Annotated in this window: 18 protein-coding genes and 1 pseudogene; 10 read left to right on the top strand and 9 right to left on the bottom strand. The window is 41.8% G+C overall.

Going from position 1 to position 20,999, the window contains the following annotated elements; all coding sequences use genetic code 11:
- The first annotated feature begins 3 nt into the window (after nt 1-3).
- Complete coding sequence (locus V7L29_RS17555; RefSeq protein ID WP_334736295.1) at nt 4-1,578, top strand: AAA-like domain-containing protein; 1,575 nt, start codon at nt 4-6, stop codon at nt 1,576-1,578.
- Nucleotides 1,579-1,826: 248 nt separating this feature from the next.
- Here the strand turns inward: V7L29_RS17555 and V7L29_RS17550 are convergent, their stop codons facing one another.
- From V7L29_RS17550 to V7L29_RS17520, 7 genes are all read right to left on the bottom strand, one after another.
- The gene (locus tag V7L29_RS17550) at nt 1,827-2,495 is read right to left on the bottom strand and encodes a sigma-70 family RNA polymerase sigma factor (RefSeq protein WP_334736297.1); all 669 of its coding nucleotides are present in this window, start codon (nt 2,493-2,495) and stop codon (nt 1,827-1,829) included.
- Nucleotides 2,496-3,302: 807 nt separating this feature from the next.
- Nucleotides 3,303-4,115, bottom strand: coding sequence for a response regulator (locus V7L29_RS17545; RefSeq protein WP_334736294.1), 813 nt, complete (start codon nt 4,113-4,115; stop codon nt 3,303-3,305).
- Nucleotides 4,116-4,156: 41 nt separating this feature from the next.
- Nucleotides 4,157-4,354: a hypothetical protein gene (locus tag V7L29_RS17540; protein ID WP_334736293.1), complete on the bottom strand. Its 198-nt coding sequence runs from the start codon at nt 4,352-4,354 to the stop codon at nt 4,157-4,159.
- 147 nt (nt 4,355-4,501) lie between these two features.
- Nucleotides 4,502-6,982, bottom strand: coding sequence for a hybrid sensor histidine kinase/response regulator (locus V7L29_RS17535; protein ID WP_334736292.1), 2,481 nt, complete (start codon nt 6,980-6,982; stop codon nt 4,502-4,504).
- An 81-nt stretch (nt 6,983-7,063) separates the two neighbouring features.
- The gene (locus V7L29_RS17530) at nt 7,064-8,521 is read right to left on the bottom strand and encodes an ABC transporter substrate-binding protein (protein WP_334693781.1); all 1,458 of its coding nucleotides are present in this window, start codon (nt 8,519-8,521) and stop codon (nt 7,064-7,066) included.
- Nucleotides 8,522-8,533: 12 nt separating this feature from the next.
- Complete coding sequence (locus V7L29_RS17525) at nt 8,534-9,994, bottom strand: ABC transporter substrate-binding protein (RefSeq protein ID WP_334736291.1); 1,461 nt, start codon at nt 9,992-9,994, stop codon at nt 8,534-8,536.
- Nucleotides 9,995-10,077: 83 nt separating this feature from the next.
- Nucleotides 10,078-10,512: a hypothetical protein gene (locus V7L29_RS17520; protein WP_334736290.1), complete on the bottom strand. Its 435-nt coding sequence runs from the start codon at nt 10,510-10,512 to the stop codon at nt 10,078-10,080.
- 454 nt (nt 10,513-10,966) lie between these two features.
- On the opposite strand from V7L29_RS17520, the pseudogene V7L29_RS17515 reads away from it, so the two are divergent.
- A pseudogene (locus V7L29_RS17515) lies at nt 10,967-11,159 on the top strand (hypothetical protein); the annotation flags it as partial.
- Nucleotides 11,160-11,238: 79 nt separating this feature from the next.
- Here V7L29_RS17515 and V7L29_RS17510 read toward each other — a convergent pair.
- Nucleotides 11,239-12,381, bottom strand: a complete 1,143-nt coding sequence (locus V7L29_RS17510) for a BMP family ABC transporter substrate-binding protein (protein WP_334736289.1) — start codon at nt 12,379-12,381, stop codon at nt 11,239-11,241.
- Between the two features lie 286 nt (nt 12,382-12,667).
- On the opposite strand from V7L29_RS17510, the gene V7L29_RS17505 reads away from it, so the two are divergent.
- The 8 genes from V7L29_RS17505 (at nt 12,668) to V7L29_RS17470 (ending at nt 20,738) form a co-directional block, all read left to right on the top strand.
- Nucleotides 12,668-14,170 carry an acyl--CoA ligase gene (locus tag V7L29_RS17505; protein WP_334736288.1) on the top strand — a complete coding sequence of 501 codons (1,503 nt, stop codon included), beginning with the start codon at nt 12,668-12,670 and terminating at the stop codon, nt 14,168-14,170.
- 207 nt (nt 14,171-14,377) lie between these two features.
- A complete protein-coding gene (locus V7L29_RS17500; RefSeq protein WP_334736287.1) occupies nt 14,378-14,722 on the top strand; it encodes an ArsR/SmtB family transcription factor in 345 nt (114 codons plus the stop codon).
- A complete protein-coding gene (locus tag V7L29_RS17495; RefSeq protein ID WP_334736286.1) occupies nt 14,712-15,209 on the top strand; it encodes an SRPBCC domain-containing protein in 498 nt (165 codons plus the stop codon). Before V7L29_RS17500 ends, V7L29_RS17495 begins: the two co-directional genes overlap by 11 nt.
- 120 nt (nt 15,210-15,329) lie before the next feature.
- Nucleotides 15,330-15,731: a VOC family protein gene (locus V7L29_RS17490; protein ID WP_334693771.1), complete on the top strand. Its 402-nt coding sequence runs from the start codon at nt 15,330-15,332 to the stop codon at nt 15,729-15,731.
- A 596-nt stretch (nt 15,732-16,327) separates the two neighbouring features.
- Nucleotides 16,328-16,717: a hypothetical protein gene (locus V7L29_RS17485; protein WP_334736285.1), complete on the top strand. Its 390-nt coding sequence runs from the start codon at nt 16,328-16,330 to the stop codon at nt 16,715-16,717.
- Between the two features lie 116 nt (nt 16,718-16,833).
- Complete coding sequence (locus tag V7L29_RS17480) at nt 16,834-18,126, top strand: DNA methyltransferase (RefSeq protein ID WP_334736284.1); 1,293 nt, start codon at nt 16,834-16,836, stop codon at nt 18,124-18,126.
- 30 nt (nt 18,127-18,156) lie between these two features.
- A complete protein-coding gene (cobJ, locus tag V7L29_RS17475; RefSeq protein WP_334736283.1) occupies nt 18,157-19,887 on the top strand; it encodes a precorrin-3B C(17)-methyltransferase in 1,731 nt (576 codons plus the stop codon).
- 359 nt (nt 19,888-20,246) lie between these two features.
- Nucleotides 20,247-20,738 (top strand): DUF4174 domain-containing protein, encoded by a 492-nt coding sequence (locus tag V7L29_RS17470; RefSeq protein WP_334736282.1) that lies wholly within the window; start codon nt 20,247-20,249, stop codon nt 20,736-20,738.
- Here the strand turns inward: V7L29_RS17470 and V7L29_RS17465 are convergent.
- Complete coding sequence (locus V7L29_RS17465; RefSeq protein WP_334736281.1) at nt 20,705-20,989, bottom strand: cupin domain-containing protein; 285 nt, start codon at nt 20,987-20,989, stop codon at nt 20,705-20,707. The genes V7L29_RS17470 and V7L29_RS17465 overlap by 34 nt on opposite strands.
- Nucleotides 20,990-20,999 lie beyond the last annotated feature (10 nt).

The following is a 20,999-nucleotide window of genomic DNA, read 5'->3' as shown; positions in this document are numbered from 1 at the left end:
GCTATGAATAAATACGAATATCAAATTGGCGGTAGTCTCAAAGTTGATGCTCCTAGTTATGTAGAACGGCAGGCTGACTTTGAACTTTATAATGCTCTAATTCAAAGTGAATTTTGTTATGTATTTAGTTCCCGACAGATGGGTAAGTCTAGTTTACGGTTACAAACTAGACATCGATTAGAACAAGCAGGCTACAGTTGTGCTTCTATTGATATGACTCGGATTGGTAACGGCAATATTACTCCTGCTCAGTGGTATAAGGGGATAGTGGTTGACTTATTAAGGAGCTTTAATCTCTTTAGCAAAGTTAATATCAAAGCCTGGTGGTCGGAGCGAGAAGATTTACCTGCATTACAGCGATTGAGCCAATTTGTCGAAGACATTTTGTTAGTTGAACTCAAAAGTGAAAAAATATTTATTTTTATTGATGAAATTGATAGTGTTTTAGGTCTGAATTTCTCTGTAGTCGATTTTTTTACCCTAATTCGCTCATGCTACAATCAACGAGCAGAAAATCCAGAATATAACCGCCTAACTTGGGCACTGTTTGGAGTAGCAACACCTTCAGATTTGATTGCTGATCGAAACTGTACGCCATTTAATATAGGTAAATCTATTGAACTGCACGGCTTTAACTTATCGGAAGTTCAGCCATTAGCAGCAGGTTTAGAAAGTAAAGTAACTAATCCGATGGCAGTTCTCAAAGAAATTTTGGTTTGGACAAATGGTCAGCCATTTCTAACTCAAAAGCTCTGTCAGATAGTGGTACAAGAAAGGAACTCTGGAAGCAAGGATGTTCAAGAGCAGAGAAGCCTAGAAGTTGATGAGCGTTATAAATTGGATAACCATTTACCGATTATTAATCAACATCTTATAAAATTTTATTACCAATTTCCCTTGTTGATTTTAGAAAAGCTAGTGCAAACGCATATTATTGAGAAATGGGAAGCCAAGGATGAGCCAGAGCATTTAAAAACAATCCGCGATCGCTTGTTGATAAATGAGCAGCGTGCTGGAGGTTTGCTGGGACTGTATCAGCAAATTTTACAAGGGATTCAGATAGCTTGTGATGATGGAGAGGAGCAAATAGAACTGCTATTGTCAGGATTGGTGACCAAGCAGCAAGGGCAACTAATAGTAAAGAACCGCATTTATGAAGAGGTTTTTAACCAAACTTGGGTAGAAAAACAATTAGCAAAATTGCGACCCTATTCCCAAGCATTCAACGCTTGGGTAGCCTCGCAACGCCGGGACAATTCACGACTATTACGCGGGACAGCCTTACTTGAAGCTCTAGCTTGGTCACACGGCAAAAGTTTGAGCGATTTGGATTATCAGTTTTTAGCAGCTAGTCAAGAATGCGATCGGCGAGAAGTTGAGACATGGTTAGAAGCTGAACGAACTAAAGAAGTTAAAGCTCGACTAGTTCAAGAGCAAAAAGCAGCTAGATTTCAAAGATTATTTTTTTTCGGCGCATTCGGTTGGGCATTGATAGTTGTTTTAGGATTGGGGATAATGACTTTCGAGTATAAAAAGCACTGTTCAATGACCTCAAAGCAATTACTACATTACCCGTGATTAGCACAACGATTGTATCTGTAATCCAAAAACTCATGCGCTCCATAAGATTACATCGAGGATAATTGACTTGACTTTTTAGTTATTAGAAATTATCCACTATTTACTCAGCACTCAGTACTCAATACTCTGCACTGTTTCGGTGAATAGGTGAAACCTAAATCGATATTTATACTGGACTGCCTCTCTAGGCTATCTGCTAAAATACTGCTTCGCTGCCAGTATCTGGAATTTTGTGAGCCACCTTCCTATGTTGAAAGTCTAGTTTCTAATAAGCCGTCCATCTCAGCAAATTTCCGCAAGCGTGGTAGACACTGACGTTGATAGAAACTGCTTAATGTCGGAATTGGCAGCCCAAAGTCTTGAGATAATTCTTTCCAGCTAACTTCCGGGGGTAAGCGTTTGAGAATTAATACCTGACAATTTACGTCGGGACGCCCTTTAATGTGAGTATTACGTAGTTCCAGATCCGAGTCTGTCTTTACCCATGTCTCTATGTTTTCCAAAATGGGAGGCGCTTGGGGGGTAGCTGGTATATTATCTATAGGGTCAATAGTTTCATCAATCTCACCCGACTTAAACTGACAAACCCTAAAGGTGACTGTTGTGGCTTGTTCCCGATATTGGTTGAGATAAAAGTCTTGTAGTCTGCGTTTTAGGTAAGCATTTAGCCAAGTGATCACACTGCCTTGAGTGGAGTCATAGGTTTGCCCTGTCAGACCATCACAAACGTTGCGGCAGAAATACAACCAAGTTTGTTGCAGTGCATCTTGATAGTAGGGAGTATTTTCCTTCCAGAGTTTACCTTGTGTCAAACGAATGATTTGTGTAAGCAGCTTCTGACGTTGAGGGCTTCCAGATGAATGTCTACGGGCTTGGGCAACTAAGCATGTTACCTGTTCATTTAGATCCGACATTACTGAGGTGCTAAACAATAGATGCTTGACTTCCTGGTCTAGTGGTAGTGAATTCTGAATGTCTAAATCAGTAGTAACATCTTGTACAGTCAAAGAGTTCTTGCCTACCTCATCAGTTTCAACAGCAATGCTATCCATATTTCCTTGCTCAGATGCCTGGATACAGCGATGAATTGCTTCTTTAGGCAGGATAAAATCTTGGTTTCTACTATTTTTTCGCATCTTATTTTCTTTCCTCAAGTTTCCTTTTTCCGCATACTTTGCAGGGTTGACGCAACCGCACGATCGCTCGGTTTAACCCTATCCAAGCTGCTCTTTGCTTGATTTTCGATGCTGTCATTATCTGTTAAATATCAAAAGTAATAACAGCATGGTTGCAATGGGCAATACCCTTTTGCTCACCGACTCAATTCAATCCATATAATCAACTAAGTAGAAGGACATCATTAAATGTAAAATGCAAACCAGAAGAACCTGTTGCTATTGGAAATTTTCCTTGTATTTCTACTTATTAGACGTTCTTGAGGTTTTGGATTGAAGTTTACTTTGACCATGCCTTTAATTTAAGTGAATCACTCACTTTTAAGAGCATGAAAAAGTCATAAGTCGTCAGGAATTTTGCCGTCAAACTTTTATTAACTTATGTAAAGAATGTCAGTAAACGTCAGAAAAAATTTCTCTTCCCAACTGTGTTAGCAGTTTTGGATTAAAAGTCTTGACTAGAAGTCTGTTCCAGCAGTCTAAGACTACCCATTCATTTTATAGAATTCCTGATACAAACCACTTTATTTGCTTGCTGAAATGATGTTAGTAGGAGGAGATATCGCGGACACTAGCACAATGGTACTCCTGTCCGTTTAACTCCAGATAATTGACAGTTATTTCCACGCCTATGTCCCGACCATCTTGAGTTCGTTGAGTAGACTCAAAAGTGAGAGAGTTTTTCTGTCTAACTTCTTGCCAGTGCGATCGCCAAGCAACCGTCGAAAAATTTGGATTTATATCGTAAACAGTCATGGTCAGCAATTGTGCACGGGAGTAGCCAAGATGACGACAGGCTGCTTCATTCACGTAAACAAGCTGGGCATCCGAATTTACAAATAAGATACAATCCTTAAATTTATCTAGATAAAACTGACTTAACCGCAGTGCTGACTCAGCTTTTTGGCGATCGCTAATTTCCTGTTGCAAAAGTACATTTTGCTCAGTCAGTTGCTTTTGCAGCCTTCGGATAGTCAAGTTATTTTCTACACGCGCAAAAACCTCTTCTTCACTAAAAGGTTTGGTAATATAATCTACCCCCCCGACTGCAAAAGCTTTAACTTTGTCAAATACTTCATCCAAGGCGCTAATAAAAATCACTGGAATGTCGCGGGTTTTCTCCGAGGCTTTCAAGTGTTGACAGACTTCATAGCCATTCATTTCTGGCATCATAATGTCAAGTAAAATTAAATCCGGCGGCGCAGCTTGTGCTGTTTTCAAAGCTGTTGGCCCGTTAATCACTCTCCGAATTTCATACCCAACCTGAGTTAGCATGGCGGATAAAAGTCGCAAATTGTCCGGTGTATCATCAACAACAAGAATATTTGCTTTCGGTAGCTGAACTTGATGATTATCCATATTTTTTATAACTGATTTCTAAAAGCAAATATTAAATTTTATCAAAAATAATCAGCTATGATCTCAAAGCGTTGTAACAAAACAATTTGTTTTGCAAGTTCATCTTGAATCTGCTCACTTCTGAAGTCTAATTCTGGTAGTTGTAATTGATTTTCTATCTTATTAATGAGGTCATTAATATCTTGTTGTAGCTTGTTAAGAAGATTGTGGCATTGCTCCTGGTTCTCTTTATTAATCATAAGTCTACTCTTTTTTTGTAGTAATTATTTAAGAATTAATGCAGATCAAGTTTATTAAATAAATATTGAAATGCCTAAACTTGACTTTTTACAAAGATAGGTTAGAGCAAAAGGATTTTGAGAGGTTATTAGTGTTAATAAACTTTCTTATGGTTGTGTTAAATCAATAACTTTATCAATCCGAAAGTTATTAATCCAATCAGACAAAGTGTTTGCCAAAACAGCAGATTCTTCAGGAATTTGCTCAAGCAAGCTGAAAATCAGCTTTTCATCAGTACACAGTGCCGCTTGGTGTAGCTGTGTCACCCATTCAGTGGGCATCTGAGCCAGCATCTCTTCTAATGATAAAAGTTTCAGGCCTGAATTTTCTGCAAATTGCTCATTTTGAAGGGGTTCCTGTTCATATACATAACGCACCCCCAAATATTTAGACATCATATTCAAGATTACTTCCTCTCGGAACGGCTTACGCACAAAATCATTACAGCCTGCCGATAAAACCACAAACCGTTCCTCATCAAAAGCACTAGCAGTTAGAGCAATAATCACAGCAGCTTGACCCTTTAAAGTCGCTCTAATTTGTTTAGTGGCTTCATACCCATCCATTACAGGCATCCGCATATCCATCCAAATCAGTTGCGGTTCCCAAGTTTCCCAAAGCGTCACTCCTTCTTGACCATTTTCAGCGTGACGCACCTCGAAGCCAAGGGATACCAGCATCTTGACTAGGAGTTGGCGATTTTCCCATTTATCTTCAACTACTAAGATTCGGTATTTTGGTTGATTAGGCTCTAGACCAATTACTCGTCGTTTTAGCTGTCGAATCGGAGCTTCAGCTACTTCTGCTAGGCTAATTTGGAGATCAAAAGAAAAAATCGTTCCTTCACCCAAAGTACTGCTAACAGTAATACTTCCCCCCATTAGATGCACGAATTGTTGGCTAATGGTTAGACCTAAACCTGTTCCTTGCTGAGATTTCCGACCTGCTTCTGTTTGGACAAAGGGCTTAAACAAGTTTTCAATTTCAGCAGGTGCAATCCCTGGCCCGGTGTCTTCGACTTCAAAATGAAGCCAGAAGAATGAGGAATGGGAGTTTTTTCTTGCTTGTACCTCTTCTTGTTGCTGTAGTTTACTTTCTTCCTTCATTCTAACTCGCAAACTAACGCCGCCTTCTTGAGTAAATTTGACAGCATTACCAAGGAGGTTAATCAAGACTTGACGCAATTTACTTTCATCTGTATGCACATATTTAGGAACTTCAGGTCTACGCTCAAACATCAACTGTAAACCTTTGGATTCTGCTTTAATTTGAAACATCTCTTCAAGTGAGTCAAGTAGAGTGTACAAGTCAAAGCTGTTGTTATTCAGTGTCGTTAAACCCGCCTCAATTTTGGACATTGACAACACATCATTAATCAAAGTCAGCAAATGCTCTCCACTGCGACTAATAATTTCTAAATGTTCCAATTGAGAAGAATTGATAGAGGAATCGCGGCTCATTAGCTGGGTGAAACCAAGGATGCTGTTAAGAGGAGTACGGAGTTCGTGACTCATGTTTGCGAGAAATTCACTTTTGGCACGGTTGGCAGTTTCGGCTTCTTTAGCTTTTACCTCCAATTTATGGCTGTAATTTTCTAACTGTTCGCCAGAGATTTTTAACTGTCGCGTTAGCCAAGACACTCCAATCAATAGAAATCCCATTGATAAAAACCCCACTAGCATCATCGTCCCTGCCAATCGGCGAGCCGGGGCAAAGGCTTCTTCTTGGTTCATTTCCACCATTAAAGCAAGGTCTTGGTCATTGAGCCAGTGATATACTCCAATTACTAGCACTCCGGCATAGTTTGGATAAAGTCCTTGGTCACTGATTCCACTCATTGCTGCATCAATGCCTTGGCTGCTAACTCCTTTCGGAAAGTCCGATGTTTTATCTTTCTCTTTGGAAATAAAAGCGTTTTTAGTTACTAAAGAACCAACTAAATAAGTTTCACCACTCTTACCTAAACCTGTACGTTCCCGGACAATCTGATCTATTCGGTCTAAATTCAAATCAGCTAAGAGAACACCTCGGCGTACCCTGGCTGCGTCACGTAAAGGTGTTGCAAAAGTAACTGATGGCTTGCCAGTAATCGGTGAGACATAGAAAATGGGGGCAAAGGAGTCTCCTGGCTGAATCTGTTCAATGTAGGTGATATTAGCTGAAATTTCATATTGACCTTCACGCTGCTTGTTAGTAGATAAAATAATCCGATTGCTACGGTCAAGAATGGAAATTTCCCTAAGACTTGGCTTGATTTTAGCTATATTTGCAAGGTAATCTGAAAGAACTTTGTAAGCGTTACGATAATTTGCATCGGAGGCTTGGGAATTTAAAAGGATTTGAAAATTCCTTTGTACATCTGGAAACTGAGTGACTAAAAGAAAGTCTCGCTGTTGGTCTTCAAACCAACGGGTAATTTCTTCCTCTTTAAGAGTGGCAGCAGCACTGAGTCGTTCAAAAGCAGCTTGCTTCAAAGCTTCCCTGGCATTAATGAAGGCAAATCCTCCTACTACACCTACAGTTACCAAGGATAGGAATAAGAAGGAACTGGCAACTTTAGTAGTTAAGTGCTGATTCCAGAACTTCATATATTTCTTCTTTTAAAGATATTTCTCTTTTCCTATTGATGCAGACAGATTATTCCTTTAGTTAATATAAATAATTATTGATTACCATTGAGAAAAAATTTGTTTTATCTGCTTAATTACCTCATCAGTTGCTTGCTCTGGAGAAATTTTATCTACAATTATTCGATTAAGAGCTTTTCCCCAGATATTCTCCTCTAAAACTACGCTGTATGCTGGGTTTTGCACATAATAAAACAGCCGCGTTGAACCTTCCGTCACCGTCTTGACCGCAGTTGAAACGTGTGGGTCAGTTGGGTTTTTCCAAAATGGGTCTTGCCAAAGCGGTTCTATGATTGGTAAATTACAGCCTCCAGCAGCTTTTAGATACTTATTTATCACCTGTGATTGGGTGAGATATGCAAGAAAATCCAAAGCTTGTTTCTGTTGCTGGGAATCAGCGAACAAAACTGCTTGCCTAAGTGTGAGTAGATAACGCATTGGCTTGCCGTTCGGTTTGTTGGGAAATTTTAAGATGCCAAGCTTATGACGATAGGTGTCGGCATCTCGGCGGACAGAGCAAGGAATTGAAAGCGTGTTGTTAGGAGTCATCACTACGACACGGTTAAGCAAGCTGCGATTATTATCTGGATTTAACCAATTGAGTGCATCTGGTGGCACATAACCTTGTTGGTAAAATTTGGCATACCAATCTAAAGTCTGGACAATTTTTTGTCTGACCTTTTGGTCATCGATCAGGAGTTTACCCTCGGAATCGAGAATTTGCACATCGTATGCTTCTAAAATATGCTCAAAAAAGATGTAGGTATCTGAAGCCCCAGTAGAGAAAGGAAAACCTAACCCATAAATATTCTGTTTTTGCTGTTTTGCCCGCAGGTCATGCTGCACTTGTTTCCAAAACTCCCAAAAACCATTCCAATCTTTGGGGATATCGCTTTCACTGCGACCTATTTGCTCTAGCAAGTCTCGCCAGTAAAAAATGTGAAGCGTTGACTGATTGATTGGAACTGCATAGTAGCTTCGATTTTTTGCAGCATTATTATAATAATTAACAGATTGCAGGGCATACTTAGGATAAAGATTCTTGACTGGCTCAATTACATCCGTTACATCCGCTAGTTTCCCTTCCCAAGCCAGATGTGGATTTAACGCTCTTTCAGCGCCGTAACTCATCATGATATCGGGTGGATTACCCGCCTGAATCGCTCTACGTGCTTTCTGCGGTAGTTCATCACCGATATATAAGGAAAGCTTGACTTTATTACCAGTTTGTTTTTCCCAGTTGCTCACTAACTGCTGGATTGCTTCATCTTCATCTACAGTAAACCCTTTATCCCACCAAATCTTTAAAACTGTGCTGTCAGTAGAAGGATGGGTGACTGAAGATTGTTTTAATTTAGAGGTGTTAGTACAAGCAATAATGATCAAGCTGAGTGTGAATACGATGAACACATATCTTCGACTCAATCTCAGGTAATGGTGATGTTGTGGCTGATTCTGAGAACCTTTAGCAATTTGACTAGCTTTTGTTTTAAATGTCATATTTATAAAAGCTTACTGCCATTGGTCAAAAATTTGCTTAATGCGTGCGATCGCTTCATCTGTTGCTTGCTCTGGGGAAATTTTATCTACTACAATTCGATTGAGAGCTTTACCCCAAACATTATCTTTCAAAACTCGGCTATAGGCTGGGTTTTGGACAATATAAAATGGGCGCGTTGGACCTTTGATTAATGTCTTAGCAGCAGTTGAAATGTGTGGGTCAGTTGGGTCTGTCCAAAAAGGGTCTTTCCAATTTGACATCATCACTGGTAAATACCGACCTCCAGCAGCTTTAATGTAGTTTCCTATCGTATTTGGTTGAACTAAATACCTAAAAAATTCTTTGGCTGTCTTTTGGTTTTCAGACTCAGCAAACAAAATTGCGGCATTAACTGCGACCAAGTAGCGCATCGGCTGGCCATTAGGTTTGTTAGGAAACTCTATAGTGCCAAGTTTATGACGATAAATCTCAGGGTTTTGGCGCACAGCCGCCGGAATTGAAAGAGTGGTGTTGGGTGTCATCACCACAGCGTGGTTGAGCAAGCTGCGGTTATTATCTGGATTTAACCAATTGACTGCATCCGGTGGAACGTAGTTTTGCTGGTAAAATTTGGTATACCAATCTAAGCTTTTAACAATTGAGCCTCGCACGTTGGGGTCATCAAGGCGAAGTTGACCTTTAGAGTCTAAAATTTGGACATTGTATGCTTCTAATATCTGCTCAAATATATAGTAAGTATCCGCAGAAGCAACAGAGTAAGGTAAACCTAACCCATAAATTTTTGGTTTTTGATTCTTTTGCTGTGCTTGTAAGTCATGTTGCACTTGTTTCCAAAATTCCCAAAAAGCATCCCAATCTTTAGGGATATCTTTTTGACTCCGACCAACTTGCTCTAATAAATCGCGCCAATAGTGGATATGAATTGTTAACTGATTAATTGGGACTGCATAATAGCTGCGATTTTTTGTAACATTGTTATAAAAATGAACAGCTTCCAGTACAGTATCAGAATAAAGACTTTTGACTGGCTCAAGAACATCGGAAACATCTGCCAGTTTACCATTCCATGCCAGATGTGGTATAAGCTCCCTCTCAGCACTGCTACTCATTACGATGTCAGGCTGATTGTGCGCCTGAAGTGCCCTGTTAGTCTTCTCTGATAGTTCATCGTTAGTGTAAAAAGTAAGCTTGACTTTTTTACCACTTTGTTTTTCCCAGTTGCTAATCAGCAGCTTGAGCGCTTCATCCTCTTCTAAATTAGAACCTTTATCCCACCAAATCCTTAAATCTGTACTTTCAATGGAGAGCTTATTGACTGGGAAAGGAGATGATTGATATGTGTTGGTGCAAGCAACAATTATCAAGCTGAGTATCAATGCCATGAGTGCGTAGCGACGGCTGGTTCGTCTTGGCTCTCTGGTGATTCTTAAAGACTTTAGCAATTTGACTGGCTTTTTTTCTGGATACCACACTTGTAGAGCTTATATTTTAACTATGTAGATATACTCAATTTAATGCCTTTTGTCGCTAACTTGAAACCTATAACGTTTCTCATTTAGATACACAATACACTTTGACCTCTCTCCAAACTTCTCTCCTCACAGAAGAGAGGCTTTGAGGCGCTGCGCCAACGGAGGAAGCCTCCGCTGCGACTTCTCTGCAAATGGAGCAACTGCCATCCCCAACAACCTGAAGCTGAAGTTGGGGAATCCTGTGCGCGACCCGTTGAATCAGCTAAAATGCCTATTTGCTTTCTCATTTTGGTAGATTTAGTAAGCAAAATGCCTGTTTGCTTTCTGAAAATGCTTAATTGCTTTCTCATTTCGGTAGATTCAGCAAGCAAAATACCTGTTTGCTTTCTGAAAATGCCTGATTGCTTTCTCATTTCGGTAGATTCAGCAAGCAAAAGGCTTGAATGCTTTCTCATTTCGGTAGATTCAGCAAGCAAAAGGCTTGAATGCTTTCTCAAAACGCTTGAATACTTTTTCATTTAAGTAGTTCACGCATTCGTTTTCATATTTTCCGCCTTTTCATGCTTAGTGCTGAAATTTTTTCTTTGGGACTGCTTCCTCCCTTATGCCATTGATACTTTCCTTTTAACTTTCTCTGGCAACGCCTCAGAGGATGTTTGAAAAGTATTGTTATTAACATTAAAACCTCCCAAACCTAACCCCCTACCCCCATTCCCTATGAGGGAAGGGGGTTTCAAAGCCTCTCTTTGCTTGCCTAACGGCAGGCTGACACCAACGGGGAGAGGAATGGAGGTGGGGTTTTTAGTATACTTTACGACTTTTCAAACATCCTCTCAATGAAAACAGATTTGTGATCGATGTTGCGATCGGGTCAATAAACAAAACTCACGTTAATCAAAGCCAATTCCTTCCATCCAGTGTCCAATTTGATCGCGGCTAGTATCTGCAATTGGCTTTAAGAGAGAAACTTGTCAAGAAAAAATTGAGTTGATTGGCAAACAGGAAGGTTAGAGAGTATTACATTGTAACCGCAACTCTTTTTTTTGATGTTATTGAGTTATGGTTGGAAAACAAAGTCATGATAGAACTACTCACACCGGAAATGAATGCTCAATATTTAGCGGTAATGCAGCCAGAAAATTTGAATAAAGTTTTAAATTCATAATTCTGCTGCTGCTATTTTAACAACACTAATCACTAACTTAAAAAGCTAAAAACAGAAATATTAGTATTGTTTAACAGTGTTAGGATTTCCCTTTAGGAATTGACCCTTCAATTCCCTCAACATACCAATCCATCGCTAGTTGTCCCTGATCATCCAACACCTTACCCTTTGGTACTCGCACCACCCCTTTTTGGTCTTTCACCGGGCCATCAAAAGGATGTGCAGTACCCTGAATAAACTCATCGCGCTTCGCATTCACCAATTGTTGCACATCATCTGGAATCGCCTGATTCATCGGGGAAATATCCACCATTCCTTGACCAATCCCATCCCAAACCTCTTGAGACTTCCAAGTATTACTCATTACAGCCAAGGCTTTATCTGTATAGAATTTACCCCATTTGTTAATAGCTGATGTCAGGTGGGCTTTTTGACCAAACTTACTCATATCAGTGTTGTAGCCAAAAGCATAAATGCCTTTTTCCTCAGCTAATTGGACAATGGCACCAGAGTCGGTATGCTGCGTTAGTATATCCGCACCTAAATTCATCAAAGCTTGAGCCGTTTCTCTTTCTTTAGCTGGATCGTACCAACTTTGTACCCAAAGTACCTTAACTTTTGCTTGGGGATTTGTTAGCCTTACTCCTTGAGTGAATGCACTGATTCCTCGAATTACTTCTGGAATTGGGTATGCGCCAATAAAACCAACTACATTCGATTTTGTCATCTTGCCAGCAATCATGCCGGTTAAGTAACGTGGTTCTTCAAAGCGTCCCAGATAAGTACCGACATTGGCAGCACGTTTGTATCCCGCACAGTGTTCAAAGACAACATCATTAAAGTCCTTAGCAACTTTAATTGTTGGGTTCATGTACCCGAAGGAAGTTGTAAAAATCAACTTGTTACCATCTAATGCTAGTTGGCGAATCACCCTTTCGGCGTCAGCACCTTCGTTAACATTTTCGACAAAGGTAGTTGTTACTTTATCTTGAAGATTGGCTTCCATGTCTCTGCGGCCTAAATCATGGGCATAAGTCCAGCCGAAATCACCCACAGATCCCACGTAAACAAATCCCACCTTTAGAGGTTCATTTACCGCCACAGGCGACGCTGAGGGAGACATCTCACCCTGCGATTTGGAATATTTGCCTTGAACACAACTAGTTAAAGCAAAGCTAGATCCTGCTAAAGCGACATACTTTAGAAAATTCCGACGATCCATATTTTATCGATGGGGTTTAGTTGCTGAAAAAGATTTTTTTGATTTCTAGTAGCGACAAATACACTATTGAGTTAATTTTAGCTCTTGTCTTTTGCCGTCAACTTACTTACAAAAGAAAGCAAATAATGGTTGAATTGGGCATGGGGAATGGTACTAAGTTAAGCAGGGGAGGCAGGGGGAGTAAATAAAGCAGGATAAAGGGGACAAGGAAAAAGTTTCTTTCCTAATGTCCAATCTTTTTTACTAACAACTCCCACAAGGGGATGCGGTTTACTGGAGGTTTTTAATGAACTTATTTGAGCTTTTAGCAGGGGAAGACAATCATCCAGCCCTAGTCTCGCCTGAGGGGCGATCGCTAACTTATAAGCAATTGCGCGAGAATGTTGTTGGACTGGTATCCCAACTCAACAACTTTGGATTGAAACGGGGAGAACGCATTGCCATTGCCATGACTAACGGTTCACCAATGGCTATTACCTTTTTGGCTGCCGCCCTGTGTGGCACTGCTGCACCCTTAAATCCTAAATATAAGCAAGAAGAATTTGCCTTCTACTACGAAGATACCCAAGCAAATGCACTGATTACATTGTCTGAGGGGCCAGAAGCAGCTATTGCCGCCCTCACACCCGACATGATCCTGATTAATGCCAAGGTAAACACAGACGGCACATTGAGGTTTGAATTAGTCAAAACAGGCTCAGAACCAGCAGAATCCTCGAATCCCGCAGCCCCCGACGCCGATGATGTAGCGATGATTCTCCACACTAGCGGCACTACCAGTCGTCCCAAGCGTGTGCCGATTCGTCATCGCAACTTAATCGCCTCAACCGGCAACATCATTGCTGCTTACTCACTCACTGCGGCTGACAGTACACTTTGCCTAATGCCCCTGTTTCACATTCACGGATTGGTAGGCTGTTTGCTGGCAACCCTGGCATCGGGCGGCACATTAATTTGTCCCAATGGTTTTAATGCCCTGGAGTTTTGGAAACTGGTAGATACCTACAAACCTACTTGGTACTCCGCAGCACCAACCATGCACCAGACAATTTTGGCACGTGCTAGCCGCAACACAGAAATTGTCAAAGCTAACCGCTTTCGTTTTATTCGCTCTAGTAGCGCTTCCTTGCCCCCGATTATCATTGAACAGCTAGAGGCAATTCTCAATGCTCCTGTGGTGGAATCTTACAGCATGACTGAAGCATCTCACTTAATGACCACCAACCCCCTACCGCCAAAAGTTCGCAAACCAGGTACTGTAGGTTATGGCTTCGGTGTGGAAGTCGGCATTATGGACTCTGAAGGCAATCTGCTATCTCAAGGAAGCTTGGGCGAGGTAGTGGTAAAAGCACCTAATGTCATAGATGGCTATGAAAACAACCCGGAAGCTAACGCCACAGCTTTTGTAAACCGTTGGTTCCGTACAGGGGATCAGGGCACACTGGATGCAGACGGCTACCTCCGCTTGACTGGACGCATTAAAGAATTAATTAACCGGGGTGGAGAAAAAATTTCTCCCTTAGAAGTGGATGATGTCTTGCTGCGCCATCCCGCTGTCGCTGAAGCCCTGGCCTTTGCCGTCCCCCACAAATCTTTAGGAGAAGATATCCACGCCGCTGTTGTCCTTAAGGCAGAAGCTGGCGAAAAAGAACTTTTAGCTTACTGTTCAACCATGCTGGCAGATTTCAAAGTTCCTAAGCAAGTTCACATTTTGGATCAACTACCTCGCGGTGCTACCGGGAAACTGCAACGGTTGGCTATGGCGAAATTGCTGAACATCGGGCAGTAGGGAGATGAGCAATTATTTGTTACATCTACGACTAGCTTGGGTCAATGGACGCCTATTGTATGCAGACCAGAAGATATTGCCTTCTTGATGGGCTACAAGGCAACCCTATTTCAATGTAAGAGTTCAAACGACGGGTTAAGTCAGCGCTTGACATTCTTCGATAGTACATTTAAACTATTGCTTAATTAACCGTGCGGTTAAATAAAAATGTCTACCGATCAACTGAGCGTCATCTTTGCCGCCCTTGCCGATCCCACACGGCGTGCGATCCTGGCTCACCTCGCCAAGGGTGAGGCATCGGTTACTGAGTTAGCCAAGCCCTTCGAGATGAGTCTGCCTGCAATTTCTAAGCACCTCAAGGTGCTGGAGCGTGCCGGACTGATCACGCGGAGTCGTGAGGCTCAATGGCGACCCTGCCAGATCGAAGCACAGCCGCTCAAGGACGCGGCGGATTGGATCGAGCAATATCGCCAATTCTGGGAAGAGAATCTTGATCGGTTGGATGATTACCTGCACGAATTACAAACCCAGGAGAAACAAAATGAGCAATAAAAATGATTCCACTGATGCTCAATCGGAACGCGAGATCGTCATCACCCGCGTCTTCAACGCGCCGCGTGAACTCGTGTTTAAGGCATGGACTGATCCGAAACACGTAGCGCAGTGGTGGGGACCAAAAGGCTTTACGACCCGGGTGACTGAGTTGGATCTGCGTCCGGGCGGTAAATGGCGCTATGTCATGATTGGCCCAGACGGCACGGAGTACCCGGCCAAAGGTGTCTTCCGCGAAATTGTGCCCCTTGAACGGATTGTTACTAGTGATGAATTTGATGAAGGTTTTGAAAAGGTCATGAACGCTGATCTGCCAAAGGGAATGGTTACGACGGCGGTTTTCGAGGATTTGGGCAGTAATACCAAACTTACACTCCGAATTATGCATGAGTCTGCCGAGGAGCGTCGCAAGCATGAACAGATGGGGGTGATCGAAGGCTGGAACTCCAGCTTTGACTGCCTCGACGAGTTATTGGCGAAGTTTTGAGTCTTGCTTTTCACCGATGAGACGGTCAATTAACGGTCTGCATGAAACGACTCAAGCGGAATATTAGCGTCGGCTTGTCGATACTTCATACACGTAAATGAGCTTTCAAAAGGAGAAAACATGGCTACTAAAATTTTTGTGAATCTCCCAGTAAAAGACCTCAATCGGTCTGTTGAGTTTTTTAGTAAACTTGGCTTCAGTTTTAACGCCCAATTTACTGACGAGACGGCTACCTGCATGATCGTGAGCGATGACATATTCGTCATGCTATTGACTCACGAAAAATTCAAGACTTTTACTCCCAAAGAAATCTCTGATGCCACGAAAAGCACAGAAGTGCTTGTGTGTTTATCTTCCCAAAGCCGAGAAAAAGTCGATGAAATGGTTCGTAAGGCAGTCACCGCCGGCGGAACAACCTACAATGAACCACAAGACCACGGTTTTATGTACGGACATGGTTTTAGTGACTTAGATGGCCATATTTGGGAAATAATCTCTATGGAGCCAAGCGCAATAAATTAAGGTTGAAAATGCAATGACACAATGCGCTCTCCAAAGCGCTCCAGCCGACTGTCTTGCTTCAGCTTTGGTACGGCAAAACGTCGGCTGCTCTGGGGCTTTATGCTGCTTGAGCGATCGCTGAGGGCAGCATTTGGAGATCATCTGTCGTTACTTCTGGATCTGAGCAAGAGTCAGAAGAACCACAAGATTGAATTCCCAGATTATTCATGAGTCTACATCGCGAATAATTTTTCTTCTTTTACTTTTGCCAAATTGGGATGCTGCCTCTAAACTTACTTGCATAAACAGGTAATAGGCAAAATTCAAGAAGTATCTTAAAATTGTACTGAGTTGTTTAAAAAATAAAATATGAATCCTTGATGCCTCTTATAATAAACAGAAATATTTCTGAGAAAAAGGATATATAACTGAATAAGAAAGCCGTGGATTCTTCGGCAACAGAAGTAGATTTAACCCTCCATATTCGTTGAACGATTGAAAGTAAGCCTGATTATAGACTGTATTAATACTCACCAAGTTTAACGAATTATAACAATACTATTTTTAGTAACTTGGGATAAGCGATACACTAAGGAAAATTCCTTGAGGAAGCGTTGATGGCACGGTCAAATGGGGTTAAAAATGAAACATCTGCACAGGAATTGCCGACAATTTCAGACAAAGATACAGTGACAATTGAAGATTCGCCTGAATCAATAGAGGATACCCAGGATATTGACGACATCTTAAACTCACTTAAAAGCTTACTGAGTAACCTAGAAAAGCTTCAAAAAGTCCGTCAGGAAGTGGGCGACATCAAACCGTTGATCGGGCGGCTACTTGATGGGGAACTGGTTGCTGGTGAAGAACTTGAGCAACTCAAGGCAGGTGTGAGCAGTCTTTCTCGCCTTGTTCGTGCTTATAATGACCATCAAGCAGCGTTGGCTAAAGCACAACCTGCTAGAAACTTGCTAGATCAAGTGCTCAAAGAGCGTAAAGCTAATTAAAACAAGAAGCGATCGCCTTTTTTAAGAAAATGCGATCACTTCTCCATCATTTCAAATCACAGCTTCTTGGCGTTGACAATCAAAAACTACCACGAAGCAAAATAATAAATATCTAAATGAATCAACAATTAGAGTTGCCATCTCAGAAATTTTCTTCTAATATTTCTAAATCCTTTGACAGTTCATCTACATTCATCGATAACATGAAATTGCCAGTTCATCGATGGTTTAGATTTAGTGCAGGTTTTTCTGCACAATGGGTCGAAACTATAATTACTCAATTCAAAGAAACAGGAGAAACTACTGTCTTAGATCCATTCGCTGGTTCTGGTACAACCTTACTTGCATCTGAAAGGCTTGGAGTTGAATGTTTTGGAATTGAGGCTCATCCTTTTGTTGCGCGTATAGCAAGAGCTAAACTTTTATATAAAACTGATGCTGATGTTTATCTTGAACATATAAAAAAGGTTATAAAATCTGCTGAAAATCTGCAACCATGTGTAGATACATATCCAAAACTGATTCATGAATGCTTTAGTATATCTTCACTAGAATCTCTAGATAGATTGCGCCAAGCTTGGGAAAAACTCGCTGATGATTCACCTCAATCTCAATTAGTTTGGTTAACACTTGTATCGATTCTTCGCCATGTTTCTCATGCTGGAACTGCACCTTGGCAGTACATTTTACCAAATAAAAAGAAACAATCTTTTTTAGAGCCAATGTCTGCTTTTGGGCTAATGGCAGAGAATATGGCTACAGATATGAGAATTGCAGTAAAAACAGCAGCTTCTAGTTCGACACTCATTCAATCTGATGCTCGGACTTGCCAGGGTATACCTGATAATTTTACCAACTTGGTAATCACCTCACAGCCATATGCTAACAACTATGATTATGCAGATGCTACACGTCTCGAAATGTGTTTTATGAAAGAAATTTCCGGTTGGAGTGATTTGCAAACTACAGTGAGACAATACTTAATTCGTTCATGTTCACAGCACGTCACAAGTAAGAATGTAAATATCAATGAAGTTTTAGCATCTAATGAATTATATCCAATCAAAGCTAGTATTATTGAAACCTGTCACCAATTGTCCCAAGAACGACATTTATATGAAGGTAAAAAGAATTATCATTTGATGATTGCTTGCTATTTTTTTGACATGGCTAGAGTTTGGACAGCACTTCGCAGAGTATGTAAAAGTCCTGCAATAGTTTGCTTTGTAATTGGCGATTCTGCTCCATATGGTATTTATATTCCGGTAATTGAATGGATGGGTTTATTAGCACAAGCAGCAGGATTTGAATCTTTTGAGTTTGAAAAAATTCGTGAGCGTAATATTAAATGGAAAAATCGCAAGCACAGAGTTCCTCTTTGCGAAGGTTGTTTGTGGGTTTACGGATAGGCTAATGACAACATAAAATATTTTACACAAATGAACGTTGCACCCGCCATTGTAGTACTAGGTCAAAATAGCGTGACAGTAGCACGCAAAATAATCACTGTCCTACCAGGGGCGACATTATACGGTCTAGCGGGTCGCACATCCGGAGTTGATGTCAGCTTTACTAATTTTGGCGAGACGTTGCGCGAGTTATTTGCTCAGGGAACGCCGCTGATTGGCATTTGTGCCGCCGGCATTCTGATCAGGACGCTAGCTCCCGTACTCTCGGATAAACAACAGGAACCACCAGTGCTAGCTGTGGCTGAGGATGGTAGTGCTGTTGTCCCTCTTTTGGGCGGACTTGCTGGGGTAAACGATTTGGCCCGCCGCATTGCCGAAGCGCTTGATGTCAAGCCTGCAATTACGACCACAGGCGACCTCCGTTTGGGCACAACGCTGTTATCTCCTCCTCCTGGATACCATTTAGCAAACCCAGACGATGCGAAGAAATTTATCTCAGATTTACTAGCTGGGGCGCAAGTCAAACTAGAAGGCATAGCACCTTGGTTGAGCGATAGTAAACTGCCCATAGATCCAAAGGGAGATTTGACCATCCAAGTTACAGAACGTTTGGTGACTCCTACAGCCAACTGCCTTGTCTACCACCCAGCAACTATAGCGATCGCAATTAATGGCATCATTGGCTATGCAGATGATGCAGTAGCTTTAGTACAGCAGCTACTAGTTGATGCCGCACTTGAAAGAGCATCAGTCGGCGGGATATTTGCACTAATTACTGCTGCTGCCAATCCAGCAATCCACGCCGTAGCTAGTGCCTTTGGAGTGCCTGCCCGCTTTTTTACCCCAAATCAGCTAGAAAGCTTACTTTCACAAGGTTATAGCCCCGCCCAAGCGGCAGCGATCGCCGCCACAGGTACATATCCCTTATCTCCTGCATCTCCCCACATCGCCATCGCCATTGCCCCTCAACCAATTGACCCCAACACTACAGGTCACCCACGCGGACGGTTAGCGATTATTGGCACGGGCCCTGGTGGATCGCAGTGGATGTCTTCGGAAGTGAAGGAAATACTTAAGTCGGCAACTGACCTAGTGGGTTACAAAACTTATTTAGATTTAGTCGGTTCTCTGGCTGATGGCAAGCAACGGCATGAGTCCGACAACCGCCAAGAAGAAGCACGGGCAAAAATGGCCCTTGATTTGGCAGCATCTGGGCGATATGTAGCCGTAGTTTCATCTGGTGATCCCGGTATCTATGCAATGGCAACAGCGGTTTTCGAGGTATGCGATCGCTATGCCAAACCCGAATGGGACAGTATCGACATTCATGTGGCACCAGGCATCTCAGCCATGCAGGCAGCAGCAGCAGCGATTGGTGCGCCCCTTGGGCATGATTTCTGTGCTATTTCCCTCTCTGACATCTTGAAACCTTGGTCAGCGATCAAACAACGAATTGCCGCTGCTGCCGAGGCTGATTTCGTAATTGCTTTCTACAATCCTGTTTCTAAAGAGCGTACCTGGCAACTGGCAGAAGCGAGAAATATTTTGCTGCTACATAGAACACCGGATACACCAGTAGTGTTAGCCCGGAATCTTGGTAGACCAGGACAGACGGTGAAAGTAATCACACTTGACCAGTTAGCACCAGCAACGGCTGATATGCGGACAATTATTCTCGTTGGTTCCACAAAAACCCGAACCATTAAGCGCCGCGATGGTAATATCTGGGTTTATACGCCGCGTCGCTATACCGAACAGTAAGCATAATTAACGCTGTTAAGAAATAACTCAGGAGTTGAAGTAAAAATACCCTAGCCCTGGCGATTAGAAATCGCAGCTATACAGACAAAACCCACCTCCGTGGGTTTCAAATTCCTGGAGTCCGCGCAGCTTTTTAAAGCTAAAAATAATAAACATAACTAGAACAATTTTGTCCAAGGATTTAACATTAGATAATTTATTGGCTAAACTTGCTCAAAATATCCACTTCTGACAAACTCTCAAAACGCTGTTTCATTTTGTAAGAGAAAGTTGAAGGCGATCGCCGAAAAATTTGTGGGAAGGTTCAGGTGGTAATATATTGATAGCTTGAGAGCATAGAAAATAGATAAAAACTCATTGTGAATAATTCAACATTAATTGCCCTTCCCCTATTAGCGTGTATAATCCTGTCGCCAGTTAGCAAAGCTGATATTGTCCAAAGGTCAACCAATCATGCCATCAAAATGTCTTCATTTAACCTCAGTTCCCAAAAATGGAAAAACCGCGTGCTACTAGTCTTTGCACCGTCTGTTGATAACCATACCTATCAGCAGCAAATGCAATTATTGCAAGCGCATAACAACGGTTTTGCAGATCGGGATTTAGTTCTCGTTCAGGTTTTGGCAACAGATGAAAGTTATGCTAACAGACAGCCAATAGATAAGTCTTCTGCTGCCAAGTTGCGTGAGTACTTTGGGGTTGACAAAGAAAATTTTCGCGTAATTTTGGTGGGCAAAGATGGTGGTGTTAAGCGCAGTGATGCTACACCATTGCAGGCGACAGCAATTTTTGAGGAAATTGACGCTATGCCCATGCGTCAGCAAGAAATGCAAGAGCGAGGCAGAAAGTAACTAGAATTGCTGTAGTTAAGACTCTCTAAAATTTTCTTTAGTTGAATGACTTCAACGTAAATTACTCCCGAACCAGCTTCCACAAAGAAAACTTCACACATATCTTGATGCGCGTGTGCTGGTGCAGTTTGTCCGGGAGCAAAACGTGCTTGAGAAAAGTTAGTCAGGTGAGGTAAATCGCCCAAGCGTAGCATCACCTTTTTCTTGATTTCGGGATTATGAGAAACAGACTCTTCTGGCAAGTTTTTCATCAGAAGTGGT

Source organism: Nostoc sp. (genome assembly GCF_036916575.1).
In the GTDB taxonomy this organism is placed as follows: domain Bacteria; phylum Cyanobacteriota; class Cyanobacteriia; order Cyanobacteriales; family Nostocaceae; genus Nostoc.
The sequence above is the reverse complement of the archived record's forward strand: the minus strand, read 5'-3'. Positions and strand labels throughout refer to the sequence as shown.

What these genes read in the sequence shown, in the direction of transcription:
- V7L29_RS17530 (WP_334693781.1), bottom strand. Translation starts at nt 8,521, where the DNA reads ATGACATTTAAAACAAAAGCTAGTCAAATTGCTAAAGGTTCTCAGAAT.
- V7L29_RS17500 (WP_334736287.1), top strand. Translation starts at nt 14,378, where the DNA reads ATGTCTACCGATCAACTGAGCGTCATCTTTGCCGCCCTTGCCGATCCC.
- V7L29_RS17535 (WP_334736292.1), bottom strand. Translation starts at nt 6,982, where the DNA reads ATGAAGTTCTGGAATCAGCACTTAACTACTAAAGTTGCCAGTTCCTTC.
- cobJ (WP_334736283.1), top strand. Translation starts at nt 18,157, where the DNA reads ATGAACGTTGCACCCGCCATTGTAGTACTAGGTCAAAATAGCGTGACA.
- V7L29_RS17505 (WP_334736288.1), top strand. Translation starts at nt 12,668, where the DNA reads ATGAACTTATTTGAGCTTTTAGCAGGGGAAGACAATCATCCAGCCCTA.
- V7L29_RS17540 (WP_334736293.1), bottom strand. Translation starts at nt 4,354, where the DNA reads ATGATTAATAAAGAGAACCAGGAGCAATGCCACAATCTTCTTAACAAG.
- V7L29_RS17555 (WP_334736295.1), top strand. Translation starts at nt 4, where the DNA reads ATGAATAAATACGAATATCAAATTGGCGGTAGTCTCAAAGTTGATGCT.
- V7L29_RS17545 (WP_334736294.1), bottom strand. Translation starts at nt 4,115, where the DNA reads ATGGATAATCATCAAGTTCAGCTACCGAAAGCAAATATTCTTGTTGTT.
- V7L29_RS17480 (WP_334736284.1), top strand. Translation starts at nt 16,834, where the DNA reads ATGAATCAACAATTAGAGTTGCCATCTCAGAAATTTTCTTCTAATATT.
- V7L29_RS17465 (WP_334736281.1), bottom strand. Translation starts at nt 20,989, where the DNA reads ATGAAAAACTTGCCAGAAGAGTCTGTTTCTCATAATCCCGAAATCAAG.
- V7L29_RS17510 (WP_334736289.1), bottom strand. Translation starts at nt 12,381, where the DNA reads ATGGATCGTCGGAATTTTCTAAAGTATGTCGCTTTAGCAGGATCTAGC.
- V7L29_RS17490 (WP_334693771.1), top strand. Translation starts at nt 15,330, where the DNA reads ATGGCTACTAAAATTTTTGTGAATCTCCCAGTAAAAGACCTCAATCGG.
- V7L29_RS17485 (WP_334736285.1), top strand. Translation starts at nt 16,328, where the DNA reads ATGGCACGGTCAAATGGGGTTAAAAATGAAACATCTGCACAGGAATTG.
- V7L29_RS17520 (WP_334736290.1), bottom strand. Translation starts at nt 10,512, where the DNA reads ATGAAAAAGTATTCAAGCGTTTTGAGAAAGCATTCAAGCCTTTTGCTT.
- V7L29_RS17495 (WP_334736286.1), top strand. Translation starts at nt 14,712, where the DNA reads ATGAGCAATAAAAATGATTCCACTGATGCTCAATCGGAACGCGAGATC.
- V7L29_RS17550 (WP_334736297.1), bottom strand. Translation starts at nt 2,495, where the DNA reads ATGTCGGATCTAAATGAACAGGTAACATGCTTAGTTGCCCAAGCCCGT.